At 70.8% G+C, this 19,192-nt stretch carries 20 protein-coding genes; 9 read left to right on the top strand and 11 right to left on the bottom strand.

Annotated features, from left to right (window positions below):
• Positions 1 to 10: 10 nt before the first annotated feature.
• The 4 genes from ACVGV2_RS14755 to ACVGV2_RS14770 all read left to right on the top strand — a co-directional run bounded on the left by ACVGV2_RS14755 (position 11) and on the right by ACVGV2_RS14770 (position 5,625).
• Positions 11 to 1,897: a methylmalonyl-CoA mutase family protein gene (locus ACVGV2_RS14755; protein ID WP_459162944.1), complete on the top strand. Its 1,887-nt coding sequence runs from the start codon at positions 11 to 13 to the stop codon at positions 1,895 to 1,897.
• The gene (gene scpA / locus ACVGV2_RS14760) at positions 1,894 to 4,143 is read left to right on the top strand and encodes a methylmalonyl-CoA mutase (protein ID WP_459162945.1); all 2,250 of its coding nucleotides are present in this window, start codon (positions 1,894 to 1,896) and stop codon (positions 4,141 to 4,143) included. The genes ACVGV2_RS14755 and scpA overlap by 4 nt, the downstream gene beginning before the upstream one ends.
• A gap of 120 nt (positions 4,144 to 4,263) precedes the next feature.
• Positions 4,264 to 5,250, top strand: a complete 987-nt coding sequence (meaB, locus tag ACVGV2_RS14765) for a methylmalonyl Co-A mutase-associated GTPase MeaB (protein WP_459162946.1) — start codon at positions 4,264 to 4,266, stop codon at positions 5,248 to 5,250.
• A gap of 3 nt (positions 5,251 to 5,253) precedes the next feature.
• A complete protein-coding gene (locus ACVGV2_RS14770) occupies positions 5,254 to 5,625 on the top strand; it encodes a GntR family transcriptional regulator (protein ID WP_459162947.1) in 372 nt (123 codons plus the stop codon).
• Positions 5,626 to 5,809: 184 nt separating this feature from the next.
• Here the strand turns inward: ACVGV2_RS14770 and ACVGV2_RS14775 are convergent, their stop codons facing one another.
• Positions 5,810 to 6,232, bottom strand: a complete 423-nt coding sequence (locus tag ACVGV2_RS14775; protein ID WP_459162948.1) for a hypothetical protein — start codon at positions 6,230 to 6,232, stop codon at positions 5,810 to 5,812.
• 175 nt (positions 6,233 to 6,407) lie between these two features.
• On the opposite strand from ACVGV2_RS14775, the gene ACVGV2_RS14780 reads away from it, so the two are divergent.
• Together ACVGV2_RS14780 and ACVGV2_RS14785 are read left to right on the top strand one after the other, a co-directional pair.
• Positions 6,408 to 7,052, top strand: a complete 645-nt coding sequence (locus ACVGV2_RS14780) for a GntR family transcriptional regulator (protein ID WP_459162949.1) — start codon at positions 6,408 to 6,410, stop codon at positions 7,050 to 7,052.
• Positions 7,004 to 7,984: an EamA family transporter gene (locus ACVGV2_RS14785; protein ID WP_459162950.1), complete on the top strand. Its 981-nt coding sequence runs from the start codon at positions 7,004 to 7,006 to the stop codon at positions 7,982 to 7,984. The genes ACVGV2_RS14780 and ACVGV2_RS14785 overlap by 49 nt, the downstream gene beginning before the upstream one ends.
• Positions 7,985 to 8,101: 117 nt before the next feature.
• Here ACVGV2_RS14785 and ACVGV2_RS14790 read toward each other — a convergent pair whose 3' ends face one another.
• The 8 genes from ACVGV2_RS14790 to ACVGV2_RS14825 form a co-directional block, all read right to left on the bottom strand.
• Positions 8,102 to 8,704 (bottom strand): GNAT family N-acetyltransferase, encoded by a 603-nt coding sequence (locus ACVGV2_RS14790; RefSeq protein WP_459166002.1) that lies wholly within the window; start codon positions 8,702 to 8,704, stop codon positions 8,102 to 8,104.
• Positions 8,705 to 8,909: 205 nt separating this feature from the next.
• The gene (locus ACVGV2_RS14795) at positions 8,910 to 9,563 is read right to left on the bottom strand and encodes a hypothetical protein (protein ID WP_459162951.1); all 654 of its coding nucleotides are present in this window, start codon (positions 9,561 to 9,563) and stop codon (positions 8,910 to 8,912) included.
• Positions 9,564 to 9,597: 34 nt separating this feature from the next.
• The gene (locus tag ACVGV2_RS14800; protein WP_459162952.1) at positions 9,598 to 10,770 is read right to left on the bottom strand and encodes a hypothetical protein; all 1,173 of its coding nucleotides are present in this window, start codon (positions 10,768 to 10,770) and stop codon (positions 9,598 to 9,600) included.
• A 61-nt stretch (positions 10,771 to 10,831) separates the two neighbouring features.
• Positions 10,832 to 11,131 carry a hypothetical protein gene (locus ACVGV2_RS14805; RefSeq protein WP_459162953.1) on the bottom strand — a complete coding sequence of 100 codons (300 nt, stop codon included), beginning with the start codon at positions 11,129 to 11,131 and terminating at the stop codon, positions 10,832 to 10,834.
• Positions 11,132 to 11,133: 2 nt separating this feature from the next.
• Positions 11,134 to 11,787: an SAV_915 family protein gene (locus ACVGV2_RS14810; protein ID WP_459162954.1), complete on the bottom strand. Its 654-nt coding sequence runs from the start codon at positions 11,785 to 11,787 to the stop codon at positions 11,134 to 11,136.
• Positions 11,788 to 12,245: 458 nt separating this feature from the next.
• On the bottom strand, positions 12,246 to 12,506 hold the full coding sequence (locus ACVGV2_RS14815; RefSeq protein WP_459162955.1) for an AbrB/MazE/SpoVT family DNA-binding domain-containing protein: 261 nt from the start codon (positions 12,504 to 12,506) through the stop codon (positions 12,246 to 12,248).
• A gap of 329 nt (positions 12,507 to 12,835) precedes the next feature.
• Positions 12,836 to 13,030, bottom strand: coding sequence for a DUF397 domain-containing protein (locus ACVGV2_RS14820; protein WP_459162956.1), 195 nt, complete (start codon positions 13,028 to 13,030; stop codon positions 12,836 to 12,838).
• A 31-nt stretch (positions 13,031 to 13,061) separates the two neighbouring features.
• The gene (locus ACVGV2_RS14825) at positions 13,062 to 13,943 is read right to left on the bottom strand and encodes a helix-turn-helix domain-containing protein (RefSeq protein ID WP_459162957.1); all 882 of its coding nucleotides are present in this window, start codon (positions 13,941 to 13,943) and stop codon (positions 13,062 to 13,064) included.
• A gap of 174 nt (positions 13,944 to 14,117) precedes the next feature.
• Between ACVGV2_RS14825 and ACVGV2_RS14830 the strand changes: the two genes are divergently transcribed.
• Both ACVGV2_RS14830 and ACVGV2_RS14835 read left to right on the top strand, forming a co-directional pair.
• A complete protein-coding gene (locus tag ACVGV2_RS14830; protein WP_459162958.1) occupies positions 14,118 to 14,372 on the top strand; it encodes a zinc finger protein in 255 nt (84 codons plus the stop codon).
• Positions 14,369 to 14,617: a hypothetical protein gene (locus ACVGV2_RS14835; protein WP_459162959.1), complete on the top strand. Its 249-nt coding sequence runs from the start codon at positions 14,369 to 14,371 to the stop codon at positions 14,615 to 14,617. The genes ACVGV2_RS14830 and ACVGV2_RS14835 overlap by 4 nt, the downstream gene beginning before the upstream one ends.
• 166 nt (positions 14,618 to 14,783) lie before the next feature.
• Here the strand turns inward: ACVGV2_RS14835 and ACVGV2_RS14840 are convergent, their stop codons facing one another.
• Positions 14,784 to 15,446, bottom strand: coding sequence for a DUF305 domain-containing protein (locus ACVGV2_RS14840; RefSeq protein ID WP_459162960.1), 663 nt, complete (start codon positions 15,444 to 15,446; stop codon positions 14,784 to 14,786).
• A gap of 138 nt (positions 15,447 to 15,584) precedes the next feature.
• Here ACVGV2_RS14840 and ACVGV2_RS14845 point away from each other — a divergent pair, with 138 nt between their 5' ends.
• Positions 15,585 to 17,027: an LVIVD repeat-containing protein gene (locus ACVGV2_RS14845; RefSeq protein ID WP_459162961.1), complete on the top strand. Its 1,443-nt coding sequence runs from the start codon at positions 15,585 to 15,587 to the stop codon at positions 17,025 to 17,027.
• A 3-nt stretch (positions 17,028 to 17,030) separates the two neighbouring features.
• On the opposite strand, the gene ACVGV2_RS14850 is transcribed toward ACVGV2_RS14845, so the two are convergent.
• Complete coding sequence (locus ACVGV2_RS14850; protein WP_459162962.1) at positions 17,031 to 19,178, bottom strand: diguanylate cyclase domain-containing protein; 2,148 nt, start codon at positions 19,176 to 19,178, stop codon at positions 17,031 to 17,033.
• Between the last annotated feature and the right edge of the window lie 14 nt (positions 19,179 to 19,192).

Below are 19,192 nucleotides of genomic sequence, written 5' to 3' on the forward strand. Positions count from 1 at the left end.
CATCGCAGCCATGGTGACGCACTCAATGTCGAGCAGCGGTCCTGCCGACCGCGCCCCCGGACTCGCGCTCGGCGCCGAGTTCGGCGCAGCGACACGTGCCGAGTGGCGCGAGCAGGTCGCGGCGGCGCTGCGCCGGACCGGGCAGCTCAGCTCCGCCGCCGACGCGCCCGAAGCGCCGGAGGAGCTGCTCGCCACCAGGACCTACGACGGCTACGCGCTGCAGCCGCTGTACACCGAAGCACCCGAACAGCCCGGCACGCCGGGACTCTCGCCGCACACGCGCGGCGCGCGGGCGCAGGGGTGCGTCACCGGGGGCTGGGACGTGCGCCAGCACCACGGCCGGCCCGACCCGGCCGGCGCCAACGAGGAGATCCTCACCGACCTCAACGGCGGCGCGACCTCGCTGTGGCTGCGCGCGGGTTCGGCCGGCCTGCCCGTCGACGGGCTCGCCGACGCGCTGGCCGAGGTGGAGCTGGGCATGGCCGGCGTCGTCCTCGACGCCGACCACGAAGCCCCCGCCGCGGCGGAGGCGCTGCTGCAACTCGCCGCCGACCGCGGCGTGCGCCCCAGCGCTCTGACCGGCAACCTCGGCCTCGACCCGCTGGGCACGCAGGCCCGCACCGGCCGCGCCGCCGATGCCGACGCCGCGGTGGCGCTCGCGCGCCGCTGCGCCGAGACGCAACCCGGCATGCGCAGCTTCGTCGTCGACGCCCTGCCGTACCACGAGGCCGGCGGGTCGGACGCCGATGAGATCGGTGCCGCGCTGGCGGCGGCGGTGACCTACCTGCGCTGGCTCACCGAGGCGGGCGTGCCGGTGGAGACGGCCGCGGGGATGCTGGAGTTCCGCTTCGCCGCCACCGCCGACCAGTTCGCCACGATCACCAAGTTCCGCACGGCCCGCCGCCTGTGGGACCAGGTCACCCGCGCCTGCGGCGTGCGCGGCGCAGCGCAGCAGCAGCACGCGGTCACCTCGCCGGCGATGCTCACCCGCTACGACCCGTGGGTGAACCTGCTGCGCAACACGATCGCCACCGTCGCCGCCGGGGTCGGCGGAGCGCAGGCGGTGACGACGCTGCCGTTCGACGCCGCCATCGGCCTGCCGGACGCGTTCGCCCGCCGGTTGGCGCGCAACACCCAGGCCGTGCTGCTGGACGAGTCGCACCTGGCCCAGGTCATCGACCCGGCGGGCGGGTCCTGGTACGTGGAGTCGCGCACCACCGAGCTGGCCCGGCAGGCCTGGAACCGGTTCCAGGAGTTCGAAGCGGCCGGCGGTTGGCCCGCCGCCTGGGGTTCGGGGCTGCTGGCCGAACGCCTCGAGGCCACCTGGCAGGCGCGGGCGCAGGCACTGGCCCACCGCACCGACGCGGTCATCGGGGTGAGCGAGTACCCCGACCTGACCGAGGAGCCGGTGCAGCGCACCCCGGCGCCGCCGCAACCGGTGGGCGGGTTGGCCCGGCACCGCTACGCCGAGGGGTTCGAACGGCTGCGCGACGCGGCCGAAGCCGCCCGCGAATCCACCGGGCAGCGGCCGACGGTGTTCCTGGCGACGCTGGGCGCGCTGGCGACCTACACCGCGCGAGCCTCGTTCACCCGGAACCTGCTCGCCGCAGGTGGCGTGGCCGCCACCGAAGCAGGGGCGACCGAGACCACCGCCGAAGTGCTCGAGGCCTACCGGAGCTCGCCCAGTCCCGTGGTGTGCCTGTGCTCCTCGGATGCGACCTACGACGAACGCGCGGCCGAGACCGCGCGCGAGCTCGCACGCGCCGGCGCCGCCCACGTGCTGCTGGCCGGGAAGCCGGCCGAGCTGCCCGAGGGCGTCGACGGCTGCATCTTCTCCGGTTGCGATGCGCTGAGCGTGCTGCGCACGGTCCAGCGCGAGTTGGGAGTGGCGTCATGAGCCAGCGAACCCCTGTGGACCCGCAAACCCCGATGACCAGGCAGATTCCGAACTTCGCCGACGTCGACCTGGAATCGCCCGCCGCGGCGGAGGCGCCCGAGGCGTGGAGCGCCGCCGTGCTGGCCGAGACGGGCAAGGCACCCGACGCGCTGCAGTGGGAAGCGCCCGAGGGAATCGCGGTCAAACCGCTGTACACGGCGGCCGACACCGAGCAGTTGGACTTCCTGCGGACCTACCCGGGGCTGGCGCCGTACGTGCGCGGGCCGTACCCGACGATGTACGTGAACAAGCCGTGGACGGTGCGCCAGTACGCGGGCTTTTCCACGGCGCAGGAGTCGAACGCGTTCTACCGCCGCAACCTGGCCGCCGGGCAGAAGGGGCTGTCGGTGGCGTTCGACCTGGCCACGCACCGCGGCTACGACTCGGACCACCCGCGGGTGTCCGGGGACGTGGGCATGGCCGGGGTGGCGATCGATTCGATCTACGACATGCGGCAGCTGTTCGACGGCATCCCGCTGGAGAAGATGAGCGTGTCGATGACGATGAACGGCGCGGTGCTGCCGGTGCTGGCGCTGTACATCGTCGCCGCCGAGGAGCAGGGCGTGCCGCCCGAGAAGCTGGCGGGGACCATCCAGAACGACATCCTCAAGGAGTTCATGGTCCGCAACACCTACATCTACCCGCCGCAGCCGTCGATGCGGATCATCTCGGACATCTTCGCCTACACCTCGGCCAAGATGCCGAAGTTCAACTCCATCTCGATCTCCGGCTACCACATCCAGGAGGCGGGCGCGACGGCCGACCTGGAGCTGGCCTACACCCTGGCCGACGGGTTGGAGTACGTCCGCGCCGGTCGGCAGGCCGGGCTGGACATCGACTCGTTCGCCCCGCGGCTGTCGTTCTTCTGGGGCATCGGGATGAACTACGCGATGGAGATCGCGAAACTGCGCGCCGCGCGGCTGCTGTGGTCGAAGCTGCTCGCGCCGTTCGAGCCGGCCGATGCGAAATCCCTGTCGCTGCGCACCCATTCGCAAACCTCCGGGTGGTCGCTGACCGCGCAGGACGTGTTCACCAACGTCGTGCGCACCTGCGTGGAGGCCATGGCGGCCACCCAGGGGCACACCCAGTCGCTGCACACCAACGCCCTCGACGAGGCGCTGGCGCTGCCGACGGACTTCTCCGCGCGCATCGCCCGCAACACCCAGCTGGTGCTGCAGGAGGAGTCGGGCACCACCGACGTGATCGACCCGTGGGGCGGCAGCTACTACCTGGAGCGGCTCACCCAGGACCTGGCCGAGCGGGCGTGGGAGCACCTCACCGAGGTGGAACAGGCCGGCGGCATGGCCCAGGCCATCGACGCGGGCATCCCGAAGCTGCGCATCGAGGAGGCCGCCGCCCGCACCCAGGCGCGCATCGACTCCGGCCGCCAGCCGCTGATCGGGGTGAACAAGTACCCGTTCCAGGGCGAAGAACCCGTCGACGTGCTCAAGGTGGACAACGACCGGGTGCGCCAGGAGCAGGTGGACAAGCTGCAGCGGCTGCGTGCCGAACGCGACGGCGAGGCCTGCTCCGCCGCGTTGCGGCGGCTGACCGCGGCCGCCCAGGCCACGGTGGACGACCAGCGCCCGGACGACCTGGAGCACAACCTGCTGACGCTGGCGGTGGACGCGGCGCGCGCCAAGGCGACCGTCGGCGAGATCTCCGATGCGCTGGAGGCGGCGTTCGGCCGGCATTCGGGGCAGGTGCGTACGATTTCCGGCGTGTACCGTGAGGAATCAGGATCGACCGGATCCATGGCGAGCGCTCTGTCCGAAGTGGAGCAGTTCGCGGCCGAGGAGGGGCGCCGTCCGCGCATCCTGGTGGCCAAGATGGGGCAGGACGGCCACGACCGCGGGCAGAAGGTGATCGCCACCGCCTTCGCCGACATCGGCTTCGACGTGGACGTCGGACCGCTCTTCCAGACCCCGGGCGAGGTCGCGCTGCAGGCCGCCGAGTCCGATGTGCACCTCGTCGGCGTGTCCAGCCTCGCCGCCGGGCACCTGACGCTCGTGCCCGCGCTGCGCGAGGAGTTGGACGAGATCGGCCGCACGGACATCATGATCGTCGTCGGCGGCGTGATCCCGCCGGCCGACCACGAGGCGCTGCACCGGGCCGGGGCCGGCGCCGTGTTCGGCCCGGGAACCGTGATCTCCGACGCGGCGCGGGACGTGCTGGCGCAGCTGCGCACGCAGCTCGCCGAGGGATGAGCCCCGGCCGCACCACCGGGGGCGTGCCGCACGTCCGGAGCTGCCCCCGGCCGCGGCGGGCCGCCGCGCCCGCCGCGGCCGCGCACGCACAGCCACGACCGGCGAGGTGAGAGAAGCTCCATGCCCCGTTCCATCGACATCGACGAGTACGCCGACGGGGTGCTCGCCGGTTCGCGCACGATGCTCGCGCGGGCGATCACGCTCGTCGAGTCCACCCGCGAGGACCACCGCCAGCAGGCCCAGGAACTGATCACGCGGCTGCTGCCGCGCAGCGGGGGTGCGCACCGGGTGGGCATCACCGGGGTGCCCGGGGTGGGCAAGTCCACGTTCATCGAGTCGCTCGGCGGCATGCTCACCGGCGCCGGCCACCGCGTCGGCGTGCTCACCGTCGACCCGTCGTCGACGCGCACCGGCGGCAGCATCCTCGGCGACAAGACGCGCATGGGCGCGCTGGCCGGCGACCCGAACGCGTTCGTCCGCCCCTCCCCTTCCGCCGGCACGCTCGGCGGCGTCGCCCGGGCCACGCGGGAGACGATCGTGCTGCTGGAGGCCGCGGGCTACGACGTGGTGATCGTGGAAACCGTCGGCGTCGGCCAGTCCGAGGTCACCGTGGCGGGCATGGTGGACTGCTTCGTGCTGCTGAGTCTCGCCGGCTCCGGGGACCAGCTGCAGGGCATCAAGAAGGGCGCGTTGGAACTGGCCGACATCGTGGCGGTGAACAAGGCCGACGGCGACGAGGCCGACCGCGCCCGCAAGGCCGCGCGCGAACTGCGCGGCGCGATGCGGATGCTCACGCCGACGAGTCCGGCGTGGACACCGCCGGTGCTCACCTGCAGCGCGCTGGAGGGCTCCGATGTGGACGCCGTGTGGGAGAAGGTGCGCGAGCACCGCACCGCGCTGTCCGACAGCGGCGAGCTGGACCGCAAGCGCAGCGAGCAGCGCATCGAGTGGACCTGGAGCCTGGTGCGGGACCAGTTGATGAGCGAACTGACCGGGCATCCGCAGGTGCAAGCGATCCTCGACGAGGTCGAGGACCAGGTGCGCGCGGGGAAGATGCACGCGGGCACGGCCGCCCAACGGTTGCTGGACGCTTTCCGGCAGCATTGAGCCATGCTCGTCGAAGTGGACCCCGATTCCTCGGTCGCCCCGTTCGAACAGCTGCGGGCGGGCATCGCCGAACGCATCAACGACGGCCGGCTGCCGGTGGGGGCGAAACTGCCCACGGTGCGGGCGCTGGCCGCGGAGACCGGCGTGGCGGCGAACACCGCGGCGCGCGCCTACCGCGAGCTGGAACGGGCCGGGCTGCTCGAAACCCGCGGGCGCTCCGGCACGTTCGTCAGCGCCGCGGAGGACACCAGCAGCCGCCGCGCCGCCGAAGCGGCCGCCGAGTACGCGCGGCTGGTCCGCAGTCTGGGGCTGGGCCGGCAGCAGGCCGGTGACATCGCCACCGCGGCCCTGGACGCCGAATGGGGACGTTCCTGAGCGCTCCCCCGCAGCGCGCCGGCGGTGTCCGCGGCGGTGCCTATCCGGTCCCCTCGGGGCCTTTCCGGGCCTTCCCCAGGCAGAACCGCTGGGCAGAACCGCCGGGCAGAACCACCGGGCAGAACCACCGGCGTTCCCGCTCACCCGGCCGGGCGGCGGGAACCGAGCGGCCGTGCGGTGCGGCTCACCCCTTGCTGCGCGCGCGCCGCCGCAGCCACGGTTCGGCGGGCAGGCCGAAGAACGCGCGCACGCCCGCTTCGTGCAGCAGGCCGAGGGTGGAGCCGAGCGCGAGGTTGATCACGATCGTGGCCCAGGCCTGCATCTGCAGCGCGTTGTACAGCGATCCGAGACTGATCGCGGCGAGCACGAGCAGCACCATCCGCGCCCAGCGCTTGCCGCGCGGCAGGGCGAGTGCGGCGGGAACGGCCAGGGCGGCCTGCACCAGGGTGATCACCAGGACGGTCATCGTCAGCGGTGTCACGGCGAGCGCGGCGATGTAGGCGCCGCTGAGCACGGTCAGCGCGGTGCCGATCAGCCAGATCCACTGCGTGATGCGCACGTAGCGCGGCACCGCCCGCTCTGCGGATGCGGACGCGGGTGCGGTCATGTCGAGTCCTCCCAGTCGCTCGCCGTGGTGCTGTCCTCGCCTGCTGCGATCGCAGCGGGCGCGGGGCAGTCTGCCGCACGATCACGAACGAACACGTACGGGGGATCGAGCACGTGCGGTGCGTTGCACCGACATCCGGAATGCAATATATTGCATTCCGGTGGAGGGAGCTGCCATGGCGAAGCTGGGACGGTCGGTCTCCCGGGAGAGCGCGTCCGAACAGGTCTACCGCATCCTGCGCGCCAAGATCGAGGACGGCTCGCTGGCGCCCGGGGAACAGCTGGCCGACGGGGAACTCGCCGAAGAACTCGGGGTCAGCCGCACCCCGGTGCGCGAGGCGCTGCGCAGACTCGTCGACCAGGGCGCCGTGGAAACCGCGTCCGGCCGCCACACCCGCGTGACCGGTGTGCAGGAAACCGATGCGGCGCAGGTGTTCCCGCTGCTGGGCGTGCTGCACGAGTTCGCGGTGCGCTGCGCCCTGCCGCAGTTGACGGCCGCGGACCTCGACGAGATGCGAGCGGCCAACCAGCGGATGGGCACCGCGATCGAGGCCGGCGACGCGGCCGCCGCGCGCGAGGCCGACCGGGAGTTCCACGCCGTGCTCCTCCGGCGGGCGGACAACCCGTACCTGACCGCCTCGCTGGACATGATCGGCCTGCACGCGCGGCGCCTCGAGACCGCGTACTTCCAGGACCGCGAACCGGGCCTGCAATCGCACCACCAGCACCAGCAGATCATCGAGGCGCTGCGCAACGAGCAGGAGGACACGGCATGCGAGCTGGTTCGCGCGAACACCCGACGCGGCCCCGGATACCGCTGAGGACCCGCGACCCCAAGGTCACCGGTGTCCTGATCGCCCTCGCCTCGGCCTGCTGCTTCGGCGGTTCGGGGCCGTTCGCCAAACCGCTGATCGAAGCCGGCCTCGGCCCGCTCGGCGTCACGTGGTTGCGCGTGGCCGGCGGCGCGCTGCTGATGTTGCCCTTCGCGATCCGGCACGCCGGCGTCGTGCGGCGCGCCCCGAAGCTGCTGCTGGCCTACGGTCTCGTGGCCATCGCCGGGGTGCAGGGCTTCTACTTCGCCGCGATCGCCAGCATCCCGGTGGGCGTGGCGCTGCTGATCGAGTTCCTCGGCCCGGTGATGGTCCTCGGCTGGTCCCGCTTCGTGCTGCGCAGGCCGGTCTCACCGCGCGCGGCGATCGGGGTGGCGCTGGCCGTGGTGGGCCTGGCCGGGGTGGTGCAGGTCTGGTCCGGGCTGAGCTTCGACCCGCTCGGGCTGCTGCTCGCCCTCGGAGCGGCCTGCTGCCAGGCGGCCTACTTCATCCTGGCCGACACCGGTGCGCGGGTGGATCCTCGCGGGCTCGCCGCCTACGGGCTGCTCGTCGGGGCGGCGGTGCTCACGCTGATCGCGCGGCCGTGGTCGGTGGACTGGTCCGTGCTCGGCGGCACGGTCGCCTTGAGCGGCCACGAGCTGCCGGCGGTCGTCGCGGTCGTGTGGATCGTGCTGGTCAGCACCGTGTTCGCCTACCTCACCGGAATCCTCGCCGTGCGCCGGCTGTCCGCTCCGATCGCGGGCGCGATCGCCTACCTGGAACCCGTCGTCGCGACCGTGCTGGCCTGGTGGCTGCTCGGCGAGCAGCTCGGCGCCGTCCAGCTCACCGGTGGCGCGCTCGTGCTCGTCGGCGCGTACGTCGCGCAGCGTTCCGCGACGGCGCGGCGCACGAGCGCCGAACCCGTCCCCGATGCGGTGCACTGATCCGGGCAGGCGCGGCCACCGAGGTGATGTTCACGGAACTGCCGGGGGAGCCTGCCGCGGCGTGGCTCTCCGGGACCGCTGTGCCGTGGCCCCGGCCCGGCACACGGCCCACTGCCCTCACGCCTCCGCGGAGCGGAGCATCGCCCAGGTGCGCGGACCGCCGTCGGGAACGTCGACCTCAGCGGTCACCGCGAAACCGAGGCGCTCGTAGAAGGCGACGTTGCTCTCCGTGGACGTTTCCAGGAAGGCGGGAACGCCTTCGGCGGCGGCCGCCTCGATACCTGGTGCGATCACCGCACGGCCCAGACCGCGGCCCTGCCGGTCGGGATCGACGCCGACGGTGCCGAGGAACCAGGCCGGTTCGGTCGGCCGGTGCGGGGCCATCGCGGCTTCGGCCGCCCGCTGCTGCTGGAGCCGATCACCCGCAAGTTCGGCGAAGCGCGGGCCGAGTTCGGCGAAAACATCGCCGGCCCGGGCGGTTTCGGGCGTGGTCCACACCGCGACGGCATCGCCGTCCGCGACGACCCAGACGCGGCCGTGCGGTAGGCCGATGCGTTCGATGAAAAGCCTGTTGAACTCCGCCAGCCGCTCGAGGTGCCGGTCGGCGCTGATGATGTGCCGGGTCCACGGGTAGTGCTCGAACGCGCGGCCGAGCGTCGACACGGCGCGCGGGATGTCGGCCTCGGTCGCCGGGCGAACCCCCGGCGAGTCCTCAGTGATCACTGCTCTCCTCTGCGCGGATCTCAGGCGCGCCCCGACCGGACGCGGCTGCCCGGCCAGCGGATCCAGCTTCGACCGCAGCTTTTCGGCATCCATGCGCGCGTCATAGTCCGTGTCCTCCCACTGACTACGGAAGTGCGGAATGCGCCGAGACTTTCGTCCGCCCGAGGCACGAGGCGCTGCACCCGTGGACATCACGAGCCCCTCAACTCCTGCCGTGCGTATTGGCACGCGGCAGCTGGAATGTGCTGCGCGCCACGCCGTTCACCTCGGCACCGCCGAGCACCACCGAGTGCGCCATCCCGTTGTACACCAGATCCCACATGTCCCGATCCTCCTGCAGGTGATCCGACTGCACCATCACCTTCCGCCCGGAACTGTCCACCAGGTCCAGATGCACCGCCGCACTCCGGCTACGGCCCTTGATCTCCGTCAACTCGTACAACCGCACCCACTGCTTACCCACCTTCAACCACTCAGCACCCACAGCAGGATTCACGACGCGGAGCGTCCCATAGATGAGGGCCGACCCCACCAGCAGGATTAACCACACATACCAGAACTGCATCCAGCGAAAATCGAATCCCTGCATCAGGGTAATGCCCACTACGAGGATGCAGAACGCTGTGAACCCTACAGCCAATGCTTTACGTTGACTGTGTCGATACCACGCCAGCACCGGACCCTCACCCTCCGGCGGAGTCGGCTTGCGACTCAGACGCGTGTCCCGGTCCCGATCCAGCTCCTTCGGCGGCTTCTCCTCCTTGCGAAGCCCCGGAGCCCGCGGCGGACGCGGCTCCCCCGTGGACGCATCCGGCTTCGGCGGTAGCTCCTCGGGCGTGCGCGGTGCAGTGCTCATCACTTCTCCCGGTTCGTCATCATCAGAAAACTGATCATTCGAGCGCGTTGACGCCCTTCTTCGCCGCCCAGCTGCCGATGATGCCGCCGGCGACACCGCCGATCACCGTGCCGACTCCGGGGAAGACCGAACCGAGCGCCGCGCCCGCAGCGGCACCACCCGCGGCACCGCCTGCGATCTCGGCACCGGTGTCCTTGGCCGCCTCCCAGGGATCCTTGCCCATAGCAACGTCTGCTACTCCAGAACCAATTGACAGGGTCGTCCCCAATAGCGGCACACCGCGCACGACATTCTGCCCCACCTTCCCAACTTTGGATGTGGCCTGCATGTACTCGGCTGGGTTCGCCATGATTGCCCGCCGAGCGTTGTCACCGACCGGCCCACCCATCTTCTGCGCACGTGTGGCCTGGGTACGCGCTGTCGCAGCCTTCTCCCTGCCGGCCTCGGCCGCCTTGTCGGCGTACTTCGCGAACCCCGCGGGCTTGGACTCGGCGCGTGCCTGGATCTCCGAGGCGGCGGAGTCCCAGCTGCGTGCCTTGTCGAACAGCGCGTCGGCCGCCTCGGTGGAGGCCTTGATGGTGTTCAGCCCGTTGGTCAGGACGAACATGCCGTACGTCTTGGTCTGCTTCACGGCCTCGAGCGGGTCCTGCATCGACTTCTCGAGGGCCTCGTGCGCTTCCTTTTCCTTCTCGCGCGCGTCCTCGACCGTCTGGCGGGCTTCTTCGAAAGCCCGCTTCTTCTCCGCGTGGGCCGCGTGCGCCGCTGCGTCGCTCGCCGGCTGGCGCGGGTCGGTGCCGCCCGGCCCGCCCGCCGGAGCCTGCGGACCGCCGCCGGGGCCGCTGCGCGGGCCGGGCCCGGGCGGCAGGATCTCCGTCGGGGTGACGATGAGCTTGCCGGCCCGTGCCTGCTCCCGCGCCTGCTCCATCCGGCGTTGAACGGTGTCGATCTCCCCGGCGAAAACGTTCAACGCGCTCCCGGTCTTGCCGACGAGCTCGTCGAGCTCGTCGCTGTCGTGGCCCTGGCGACCCAGCGTTGCGCGCGCGGCTTCGGCGGCCGGGCCGGTCCAGAACCCGTGCGAGGCGCTGCGCTGCCCGTGCACGGCGTCGCCGATGCCCTCAACCGCACCGTTCACCTTTCCCAACCAGTCGGCCGTGGTGCGGCACGACTCCGGGTCGTCGAGCACTTCGGTGTTCAGCTCGCCTGCCATGCCCTCGGTTCCTCCCCTCGCCCGACGGGCGGTTGCTCGTGTGCAGAAGTCGCGCAGCCGATCACGGCCCCAGGCCCGCGGCCGGCTGGTGCAGCTGCTCGGCGCCGGTGTTGTCCACCTCGCCGTAGCTGCCGTCGGCGACGTCGATCTTGCCGGCCGTGTCCTCCACCGACGCGGCGAGCGCCGCCGCCGTCCTGGTGATCTCCGAGAGCGTGTGCCCGACCTTCTCGGCCGAGGTGCTCACCTCAGGCATGTCGGGCATCGACGAGGCCAACTCGCCCAGGTCGTCAGTGCTGCTGCGCAGCGTCCGGGCCATCGACCGCAGACCGCTCTGCTCGACGTGGATGCCGTCTCCGGCCACCTTCAGCTCCTCTCTTCCACCCCGTGCCGCAGGCGCTTCGGCAGCGGCGTGTCCAGGCAAATCGTGTGCGCGCCTGCCGCGCGGCGGGCCTGTCCGAGCACGCCGGCGGGAATCGGCACCGAGTGCTGGTGCGGACCGCAGGAGGCTTCGACGGCTTCCGGCGACGTGTAGGCCATCATCGCGAGCAGCTCGCCGGGCATCGGCTGCAGTTCGGGGCGCACCTGGTCGACCTGCTCCTCGGTGTAGGGCTGGCAGGCGACGTGCACCAACGTCCAGTCCTCGGAGGACTCGTCGTCCCAGCGGGCCTCGTCACCGGCCAGTCCACCCGCTGTTCCGCGCAGCTCGGCGGGGATCGCCATGTCGAGCAGGATGCTGAACCGGAAGCTCGGCGGTTCCCACGCGGAGCCGCCGCTGCCCTCCTCGTGGGCCATGCCTGCCAGCCGCGCGGTCGGCATCGCCAGCCACGGCTGGTCCGCCCCGCAGCCCTCGATGAGGCCGCCCAGCGAGGAGTAGGTCAACACCGCCTGCTGCTGCCGCACCTCGCGGGTCTCCAGCATCACGCCGCCGTTGTCCTCGTCGGGACGGCAGGCCACGTAGACCCGCTCCGGCATGGAGTCGGTTTCGTCCGGATCCAGCAGTGCCGGCTGGTTCGTCACCGCAAGCCACCTTCCCTCGACGCACCGTCCCGCGCGTGGCGCGGACCAGCGAGGACGATAACGAACCGACCTCGAGCGCGTCTCACGTTCCGCGCGATCGGATCGATGGCGTCCGCCACGTCTGCTCGTCTTCCCGGACGGATGACTGCCCGTCAGTGTGGGCCGGGGTCGAAAAATGGCGTGCGTGCCGACTCGACGCCAGATCACGTGCGGCACGCCAGTGTGCTTCTCAGGGTCGTACTGCCAGGTGGCCCGCCCGTCCGGCGCCCAGCTCATCTCGAAGACGCCGGGGCCGCCTGGACACGCTTGACTCGCAGTCCCGGCCGGAACCGGCCGGCCTGCAAATCAGGCACGAACTGGTCTCTGACTACCCGATGGAACCGCGCTCGCTGCTCATCGGTGAGCTTTTGGTAGTCCTGGGCGAAGCGCGGCGTGATTTCGAACGTCGGCACGGGCGGTCACCGATCCAGGTCGGAGAACATCGCCTCGGCGTCCTCGTAGATCGTGGTCTCGCCCGCGGCGATCTGCTCGGAGGCCTCCTGCTCCCCGGCCTGCCAATCGGCCTGCCAGAACCACCGTTGATCGGCCGGGATCGTGGTCGTCCCGCGGACCGTGACGACACCGGCCTCGTCGAGGTCGAATTCGAGCTGATCCCCTTCTTCCACCCCGAGCGCCGCAGCTATCGCCTCGGGCACGGTCACCTGCCGCTTGGCGCGCACCTTCGCTGATGCATGCCGCGGCCAAGCTGGGCGGTGCGGGGGATCAGGACGACTCCCGCGGTTCTCGCACGCGTCCCGCACCGCTCCCCTTCCTGCGTCTGACTAGTTCAGGGAATGCGACAGTCTTACTCTCCAGCTATAGCGCTTTCTTGCCCGGGCGTGCCCAGACACCTGTCGACAACAGCTACGCACAGGTGCGTGGGACCGGTGCACTGCGGAACTTCGGACGGCCGATCCACCTTCGTCCACCGCCCGGGCCAACGCACGCCGCGCACACACGCGTTGACCCCGCCCGAGACCGACTCGGACACGGGTCGACGAGACACGGGTCAGAGGTCGAACGAACCGTTCTTGACGGAGGAGAGAAACCGGGACCAGGCAACACGCTCGAAGGCGAGCACGGGACTGCCCTCGCCGAGCTTGGAATCGCGCACCCCACGTGCCTCGAATGCGAAGCCGACTTCGACGCACTGAGCGCCTCCGCCGTTGCTGCGACTGCTCTTGCGCCACACCGCACTGGACACTGCGCCTAACTCCGCCATCCCTTTCGCTCCCTTACTCGCTCGCGAGCTCGTCGAACCTGTTCTTGAGCACGTTCATTGTCCCCGCGGGATCCAGAGCGACGGAGCTGAGGACGTGGAAACTCTGCACGTACTGCTCGACCTCCGTCTCGTCTTCGACGTAGATGCTGCTGCTCAGAGTGTCGAGGCACACCACGTCGTCTTCCTCGTCCCGCGGGAAGCTCAGCACGGCGAACGGTGACCCCATCGCCGGGTAGGAACCAGCCGTGTAGGGCAGCACTCGCACGTCGATGTGGGGTGACTCCGCCGCACGCAGCAGATGCCCCAGCTGCTGCCGCATCACGTCCGCACCACCGACGCACTGACGGATCGCCGTTTCTCCGATCACGGCATCCAGCCGGAGCGGGGCGTCCTCCCACAGCCGTGCTTGGCGTGCTCGACGGAGCTGCCACCTGCGGCGGACCGTTTCCTCGTCCGCGCTCGGAAGCCAGCCGCGACCGAGCGCCTCCATGTAGGCGAAGGTTTGCAGGAGCCCGGGAACCAGGTCGATCTCGAAATTCCGCACCGACACGGCTTCGGACTCCAGTCCGATGTACTCCTCGAAGTCCGCTGGCGCAGCATCGGGACCGTACTTCTTCCACCAGCCGCGCTGCCGCGCCTGGCCTGCGAGCGCCGCACACTCGTCGCGCTCGGATTCATCGACTCCGTAGACGGTCGCCAGAGCGATCACTTCGGCAGGCCCTGGCGTGGTCTCGCCGCGTTCGATCCTGCTCACACGTGCTTTCGACCAGGTGAGCATGCGTGCAACGTCCAACTGGTCCATCGCGGCCTGCACCCGCCAACGCCGTAGCGTCCGCAGGACCTTCCGCAGCCGAACGGTCGGGCTCACCCGCTGCTCGCCGAGTTCCTCAGGCAACGCCGAAGCCTCCTGCCCGTCATTCGCGTCCGACTGCTCCCCGGGAGCCTACGCAGTATCTACCGGCTCACCTCTTCAGGTGTTCATAACGAGAATCTCGATTAGAGATATATACATACCGAGATTCTCGGTCAATCATGATCACCAAGCGAGACACACCCCACGGAGGTGCACATGGTTTGGCCGCGTCCGTTCACCTGGGTCCCCGCTGCGGGGCATCGGCACGCGAGCAGCGACGACAAGCCGCCGGGCCGCGAGTTCCCGCCGGACACGAACGTGGCGACGCTGTGCGGGCGGGTCGTCGTCTCGGCCGCCGGCGACCTCGCCTGGTTGTGGCCCACCTGCGGCGACTGCGACGAACAGGCCAGGGCGCTCGTCGCCGTGCCGCCGCGCTCCGCCCGCCGCCCCACTGCGCAGGAGCAGCCATGAATCGGCGCATCAGGATGGCGACGCTGCTGCTGAAGGGAGAGTGGCTGCTCGACGACGTCGCCTACCGGCTCGGCGGCGACCGCTGCACGCCCGAGGAGTGCCGCGACACGGCCCGGGCGCTCGAAGAGCTCGCCGGAGCGCTGCACGACTACGCCCGCCGGAGCGAACTCCAGCCCGCGGAAACCGACTCAGCTCGCGCGCAGCGCGAACGCAGTCCGCAGTGGACGGAAAACCGTCCGCAGTAGACCCGGCACGCCGGTGGCGGGACGTGCTGAGCACCCCTGAACAGCAACCGCTGAACAGCAACCGCTGAACAGCAACCGCTGAACAGCAACGGACGAGCAGCGACCGCCGAGTGGCGCAGCAACCGCACCGACCCGGCCGGGCGCGGACCCGCCGGGAACGGCCACCTCAACCACCGAGTTCCCGACCGATCTCGTGCATCTTCGCGATCTCGCCGGTCTGCGTGGTCAGCACGTCCTGAGCCATCGCCTTGATCTGCTCGACCTTGCCCTCCTCCAGGTAGGCCTTGGCCATGACGAGCGCACCCTCGTGGTGGCGGATCATCAACCGCAGGAACATCCGGTCGAACTCACCACCGCGCGCCTGCGCCAGCTGCTCCATCTGCCGCGAACTGGCCATGCCCGGCATCCGCTCGCTCGCCCCCTGGTCGTGCCCGCCGGCCTGGTCCCCCGTCTGGTCGCCGGCGTGGCCGTGCCCGCCGCCCGGTTCGACGCCGTGGTTGCTCAGCCAGGCGCGCATCATGCCGATCTCCGGGCGCTGGACGCGGTCGATGCGCTCGGCCATCGTCCGCACGCGCTCGTTGCTCGCGTGCTCGCGCGCCAGGGCGGTCATCTCCAGCGCCTGCCGGTGGTGCGGGATCATGCCGCGCAGGTAGCCGATCTCCTCGGCAGTGACCTCGGACGGCTCGTACATGCGGTCCACTTCGGCCTCGTCGGCCACCCGCGACTCCCCTCCCGGAGCGCCGGGCTGGACAACAGGGGCCGACTGGCTCCCGCACCCGCCCAGCAGCACACCGGCCAGCACGCCCGCCGCGATCCGTCCGCCCCGCATCCGCGCCTCCCGTCGAAGGACAAATACGCCCGCCCGGTCGATTGGTGAGGCGGCGCGTGGCCAAGATACTGAGGATCGCGCCCGCTCGGGTACCTCCGCACGGGCAGACCCCCCGGATGTCGGAGACGAGGTGGTGGCATGCGAAGCCGACTCAGCCGCCGGGCACGGCTCTTGATCAGCCTCGTGGTGGCCGTTCCGCTGCTGATCGTGCTCGCCGTGGCCCCGTCCGCGACGCGGCAGCCCGCCGCGACCGGGGACGCCCCGGAGGAGCAGCGCGTGCCCGACTCCGCCGTGGAACGCGAAACGCGCTCCAGCGACAACATCGAGCAGACGGCGCAGCTGCCCAAGCAACCGCCGTTCGACGGGCAGGAGTCCTGGGGCACCGACCTCGCCTTCCAGGGCGGGTTGGCCTACATCGGCAACTACGACGGTTTCAGCGTGGTCGACATCTCCGAACCGGACGACCCGACCCCGGTCGCGCAGGTGCACTGCCCCGGCGGGCAGGGCGACATCTCCGTGTCCGGCGACCGGCTGTACCTGTCGGTGGACTACCCGCACACGGACAACACGTGCCGGGGCGAGGAGACCACCGAGGCCGACCCGAACGGTTGGGAGGGCATCCGGGTGTTCGACATCAGCGATCCGGCGCGTCCGCAGTACGTCTCCGCCGTGCCCACGGCGTGCGGCTCGCACACGCACACGCTCGTGCCCGGCGAGGACGGCAGGACCGACTACCTGTACGTCTCCTCCTACGGGCCGGCCGAGGAATTCCCGAACTGCCAGCCGCCGCACGACAAGATCTCCATCGTCGAAGTGCCGCACGACGATCCGGCCGCGGCGGAACTCGTCGACGCGCCGGTGCTGTTCCCCGGTGGCGGCAACGCGGGCGAGTCGGCCTCGCGGGAAACCACCGGCTGCCACGACATCACCGCCTTCCCCGAGAAGGACATCGCCGCCGGCGCCTGCATGGGCGACGGGATCCTGCTCGACATCTCCGAACGCGACCACCCGCGGGTGATCCAGCGGACCCGCGACGACCGCAACTTCGAGTTCTGGCACTCGGCCACGTTCAACAACAGCGGCGACCGCATCGTGTTCACCGACGAACTCGGCGGCGGCACCGCGGCCACCTGCAACGAGCAGGTCGGACCGGAACGCGGGGCCAACGGGATCTACCGCCTCACCGGCTCCGGCCAGCACGCGCGGCTGGAATTCGCCAGCTACTTCAAGATCCCGCGGCACCAAGCCGAAACCGAGAACTGCGTGGCGCACAACGGATCGCTGGTGCCCGTTCCCGGACGGGACATCATGGTGCAGGCCTGGTACCAGGGCGGCGTGTCCGTGTGGGAGTTCACCGACCCGAACAACCCGCGCGAAATCGCCCACTTCGACCGCGTGCCCTACGACCCGGACGAGTTGCGGACGGCGGGATCCTGGTCGGCCTACTACTACAACGGGCGGATCTACTCCAGCGGCATCCAGGAAGGGCTCGACGTGCTCGAACTGAACGACCCGCGCACCGACCCGGCCGAGGACGTGAACCACGACCAGTTCAACCCGCAGACGCAGCCGGTGTACTGACCGCTACTCGGAGCGGGTCGGCGCGGCCTCGGCCACCCGCTCGATCAGGTCGGGAACGTCGAACGACAGCACCGCGGGACCGAACAGGTCACCGCCACCGACGTCGCAGCCCAGCGCCCGCCACCGCGCGGCGTGCTGCTGCTCGGCGAGGTCGCCGACGCAGACCCGCGCGCCCATCTCGCGGATCAGCGGCACCAGCCCCCGCGCCAGCCGCACTTCCGGCGCCCCGCTGGATTCGGGCTCGTTGGCGACGCGGAGGAACTCCTCGCCCAACCACACCATTTCGATCGGGAACTCGCGCAGGATCCGGAACTCCTCCGGTGTGCCGCGGAAACCGTGCACGGAGGTGCGCACTCCGCAATCGGCGACGTGGCCGAAGTTCTCCCGCACCTCGTCCCGGCTCCCGCCGAGCAGCGCGTCGACCGGCACGCTCAGCCGCAGCGCGGACGGCGGGACCTCGCCACCGCTGAGCACGGTGCGCACCACGTGCACCAGATCCGGGTCCACGGCCTGGTTCTCGCTCAGCGACAGCACGACCTGCACGTCCGAGCCCTCCGAGCGCCAGTCGGCGAGCTGTTCGAAGACCGTGCGCAGCAGCCAGTCGCGCAGCGAGAGGTTCGCTCCGGAACGCTCGGCCAACCGCAGGCACTCGTGGTGGCCCACCGGCCCGTGCTCGGCGGGTTCCCACACGAGCTCGGCCTCGACGGCCTCCAGTTCGCGGGAGTCCAGCGACAGCAGCGGCCGGTAGAGCACGTCGATCTCGCCGAGCGCGAGACCACCGGGCATCGTCGCGGCGAGCTTGGCCTCGATCCGCTCCTCGGACGCGCGGTCGGGGTCGAACAGCGCCCACTGGCGCTTGCCGGTGGACTCGGCCCGGCGCAGCGCCACGTCCGCGGCCCACAGCATGTCCGTGTGGTCGGTGTCGGCCACGCGGCGGCGGACCACGCCGATGTTCGCCGAGGCCGCCACGCCGTGCTCACCGAGGTAGATCGGCTCGGCCAGCGTGCGGTTGAGAACCGCCGGGAACTCCGAGACCGGGGACGTGTCCGGCCCTTCGACGACGAAGATGCCGAACTCGTTGCCGCCGAAGCGCGCGAGCACCGCGTGCTCACCGGCCAGCAGCCGGCTGAGCCGCCGCGCCACCGCCTTGATGACCTCGTCGCCGCTTTCGTAACCGAAACCGTCGTTGATGAGGTCGAAGCTGTCCAGCGCGAGGTGGTACGCGGCCACGTGCGCGCTCGCCGGCAGGTTCGCCAGCTGCTCCTGCAGCTGCGTGGTGAAGTGGTGCCGGTTCGGCAGGCCGGTCAGCTGGTCCTGCAGGGCCTGGTCCTTGAACCGCTTCTGCAGCAGGTGCAGGTCGGTGACGTCCTCGACGATCGTGACGACCTGCGGTCCACCGTCCTGCGCGAGCACCGACAGCGCCAGGTACACCCAGGACAGTTCGCCGTTGGCGCGCACCAGGCGCGTGCGGTCGTCGTCGAGCCGCACCGAACCGCCGGACTCGACCAGTTCGCCGTAGACGGCGGTCAGCTGCTCCGCGTCCTCCTCGTGGAAGAAGTCGTGGATGCGCATCGCCCGCAGCTGCTCGCGGGAGTACCCGAGGTTGCGCACCAGGGCGGAATTCGCCTGCAGGAACGTCCCGTCCGGTTGGCAGATCGCCACCCCGACCGGTGTGCTGCGGAAGACCTCGGTGAACCGCGCCTCGCTGGCCGCCAGGTTGCGGTCGGCCTGCAGCTTCGACCGCAGCAGCGCGCGTTTGAGCGTCTCCTGCTGCTGGAACGTGCTCTCCCGGTCCGCGACCACGTAACCCGTGGCGATCGAGGTGAACAGCGCCATGAGCGCGTTGCTGCGGCTGTCCGAGCCGGGGACCAGCTCGTCGCGCAGCAGCTCCAGGCTCGACGAGAGGCAGCGCTCGCCGGTGGCGTGCATCCCGACCAGCCGCTGTCCGACCCAGGGGCCGACGTCGTCCATTTCGGACTCGCCGCCCAGCGCGGCCAGCAGCGCGTCCAGCACTTCGCGCAGCGCGCGTTCGAGTTCCAGGCGCGACAGGGGGATGTAAGCCGTGGTGCTGAGCAGCCGCGCCCAGCGGGACGCGATCTCATCGCGCCGCTGGTCGTCGACCTCCGCGGCGGGGCTGCGCAGTTCACCCACCGTCGCTTCACCTG

Source organism: Bounagaea algeriensis (assembly GCF_054491375.1).

Excerpts from the sequence above, each read along its gene's own strand:
- ACVGV2_RS14755 (WP_459162944.1), top strand. The coding sequence starts at position 11 with ATGGTGACGCACTCAATGTCGAGCAGCGGTCCTGCCGACCGCGCCCCC.
- scpA (WP_459162945.1), top strand. The coding sequence starts at position 1,894 with ATGAGCCAGCGAACCCCTGTGGACCCGCAAACCCCGATGACCAGGCAG.
- meaB (WP_459162946.1), top strand. The coding sequence starts at position 4,264 with ATGCCCCGTTCCATCGACATCGACGAGTACGCCGACGGGGTGCTCGCC.
- ACVGV2_RS14770 (WP_459162947.1), top strand. The coding sequence starts at position 5,254 with ATGCTCGTCGAAGTGGACCCCGATTCCTCGGTCGCCCCGTTCGAACAG.
- ACVGV2_RS14775 (WP_459162948.1), bottom strand. The coding sequence starts at position 6,232 with ATGACCGCACCCGCGTCCGCATCCGCAGAGCGGGCGGTGCCGCGCTAC.
- ACVGV2_RS14780 (WP_459162949.1), top strand. The coding sequence starts at position 6,408 with ATGGCGAAGCTGGGACGGTCGGTCTCCCGGGAGAGCGCGTCCGAACAG.
- ACVGV2_RS14785 (WP_459162950.1), top strand. The coding sequence starts at position 7,004 with ATGCGAGCTGGTTCGCGCGAACACCCGACGCGGCCCCGGATACCGCTG.
- ACVGV2_RS14795 (WP_459162951.1), bottom strand. The coding sequence starts at position 9,563 with ATGAGCACTGCACCGCGCACGCCCGAGGAGCTACCGCCGAAGCCGGAT.
- ACVGV2_RS14800 (WP_459162952.1), bottom strand. The coding sequence starts at position 10,770 with ATGGCAGGCGAGCTGAACACCGAAGTGCTCGACGACCCGGAGTCGTGC.
- ACVGV2_RS14830 (WP_459162958.1), top strand. The coding sequence starts at position 14,118 with ATGGTTTGGCCGCGTCCGTTCACCTGGGTCCCCGCTGCGGGGCATCGG.
- ACVGV2_RS14835 (WP_459162959.1), top strand. The coding sequence starts at position 14,369 with ATGAATCGGCGCATCAGGATGGCGACGCTGCTGCTGAAGGGAGAGTGG.
- ACVGV2_RS14840 (WP_459162960.1), bottom strand. The coding sequence starts at position 15,446 with ATGCGGGGCGGACGGATCGCGGCGGGCGTGCTGGCCGGTGTGCTGCTG.
- ACVGV2_RS14845 (WP_459162961.1), top strand. The coding sequence starts at position 15,585 with ATGCGAAGCCGACTCAGCCGCCGGGCACGGCTCTTGATCAGCCTCGTG.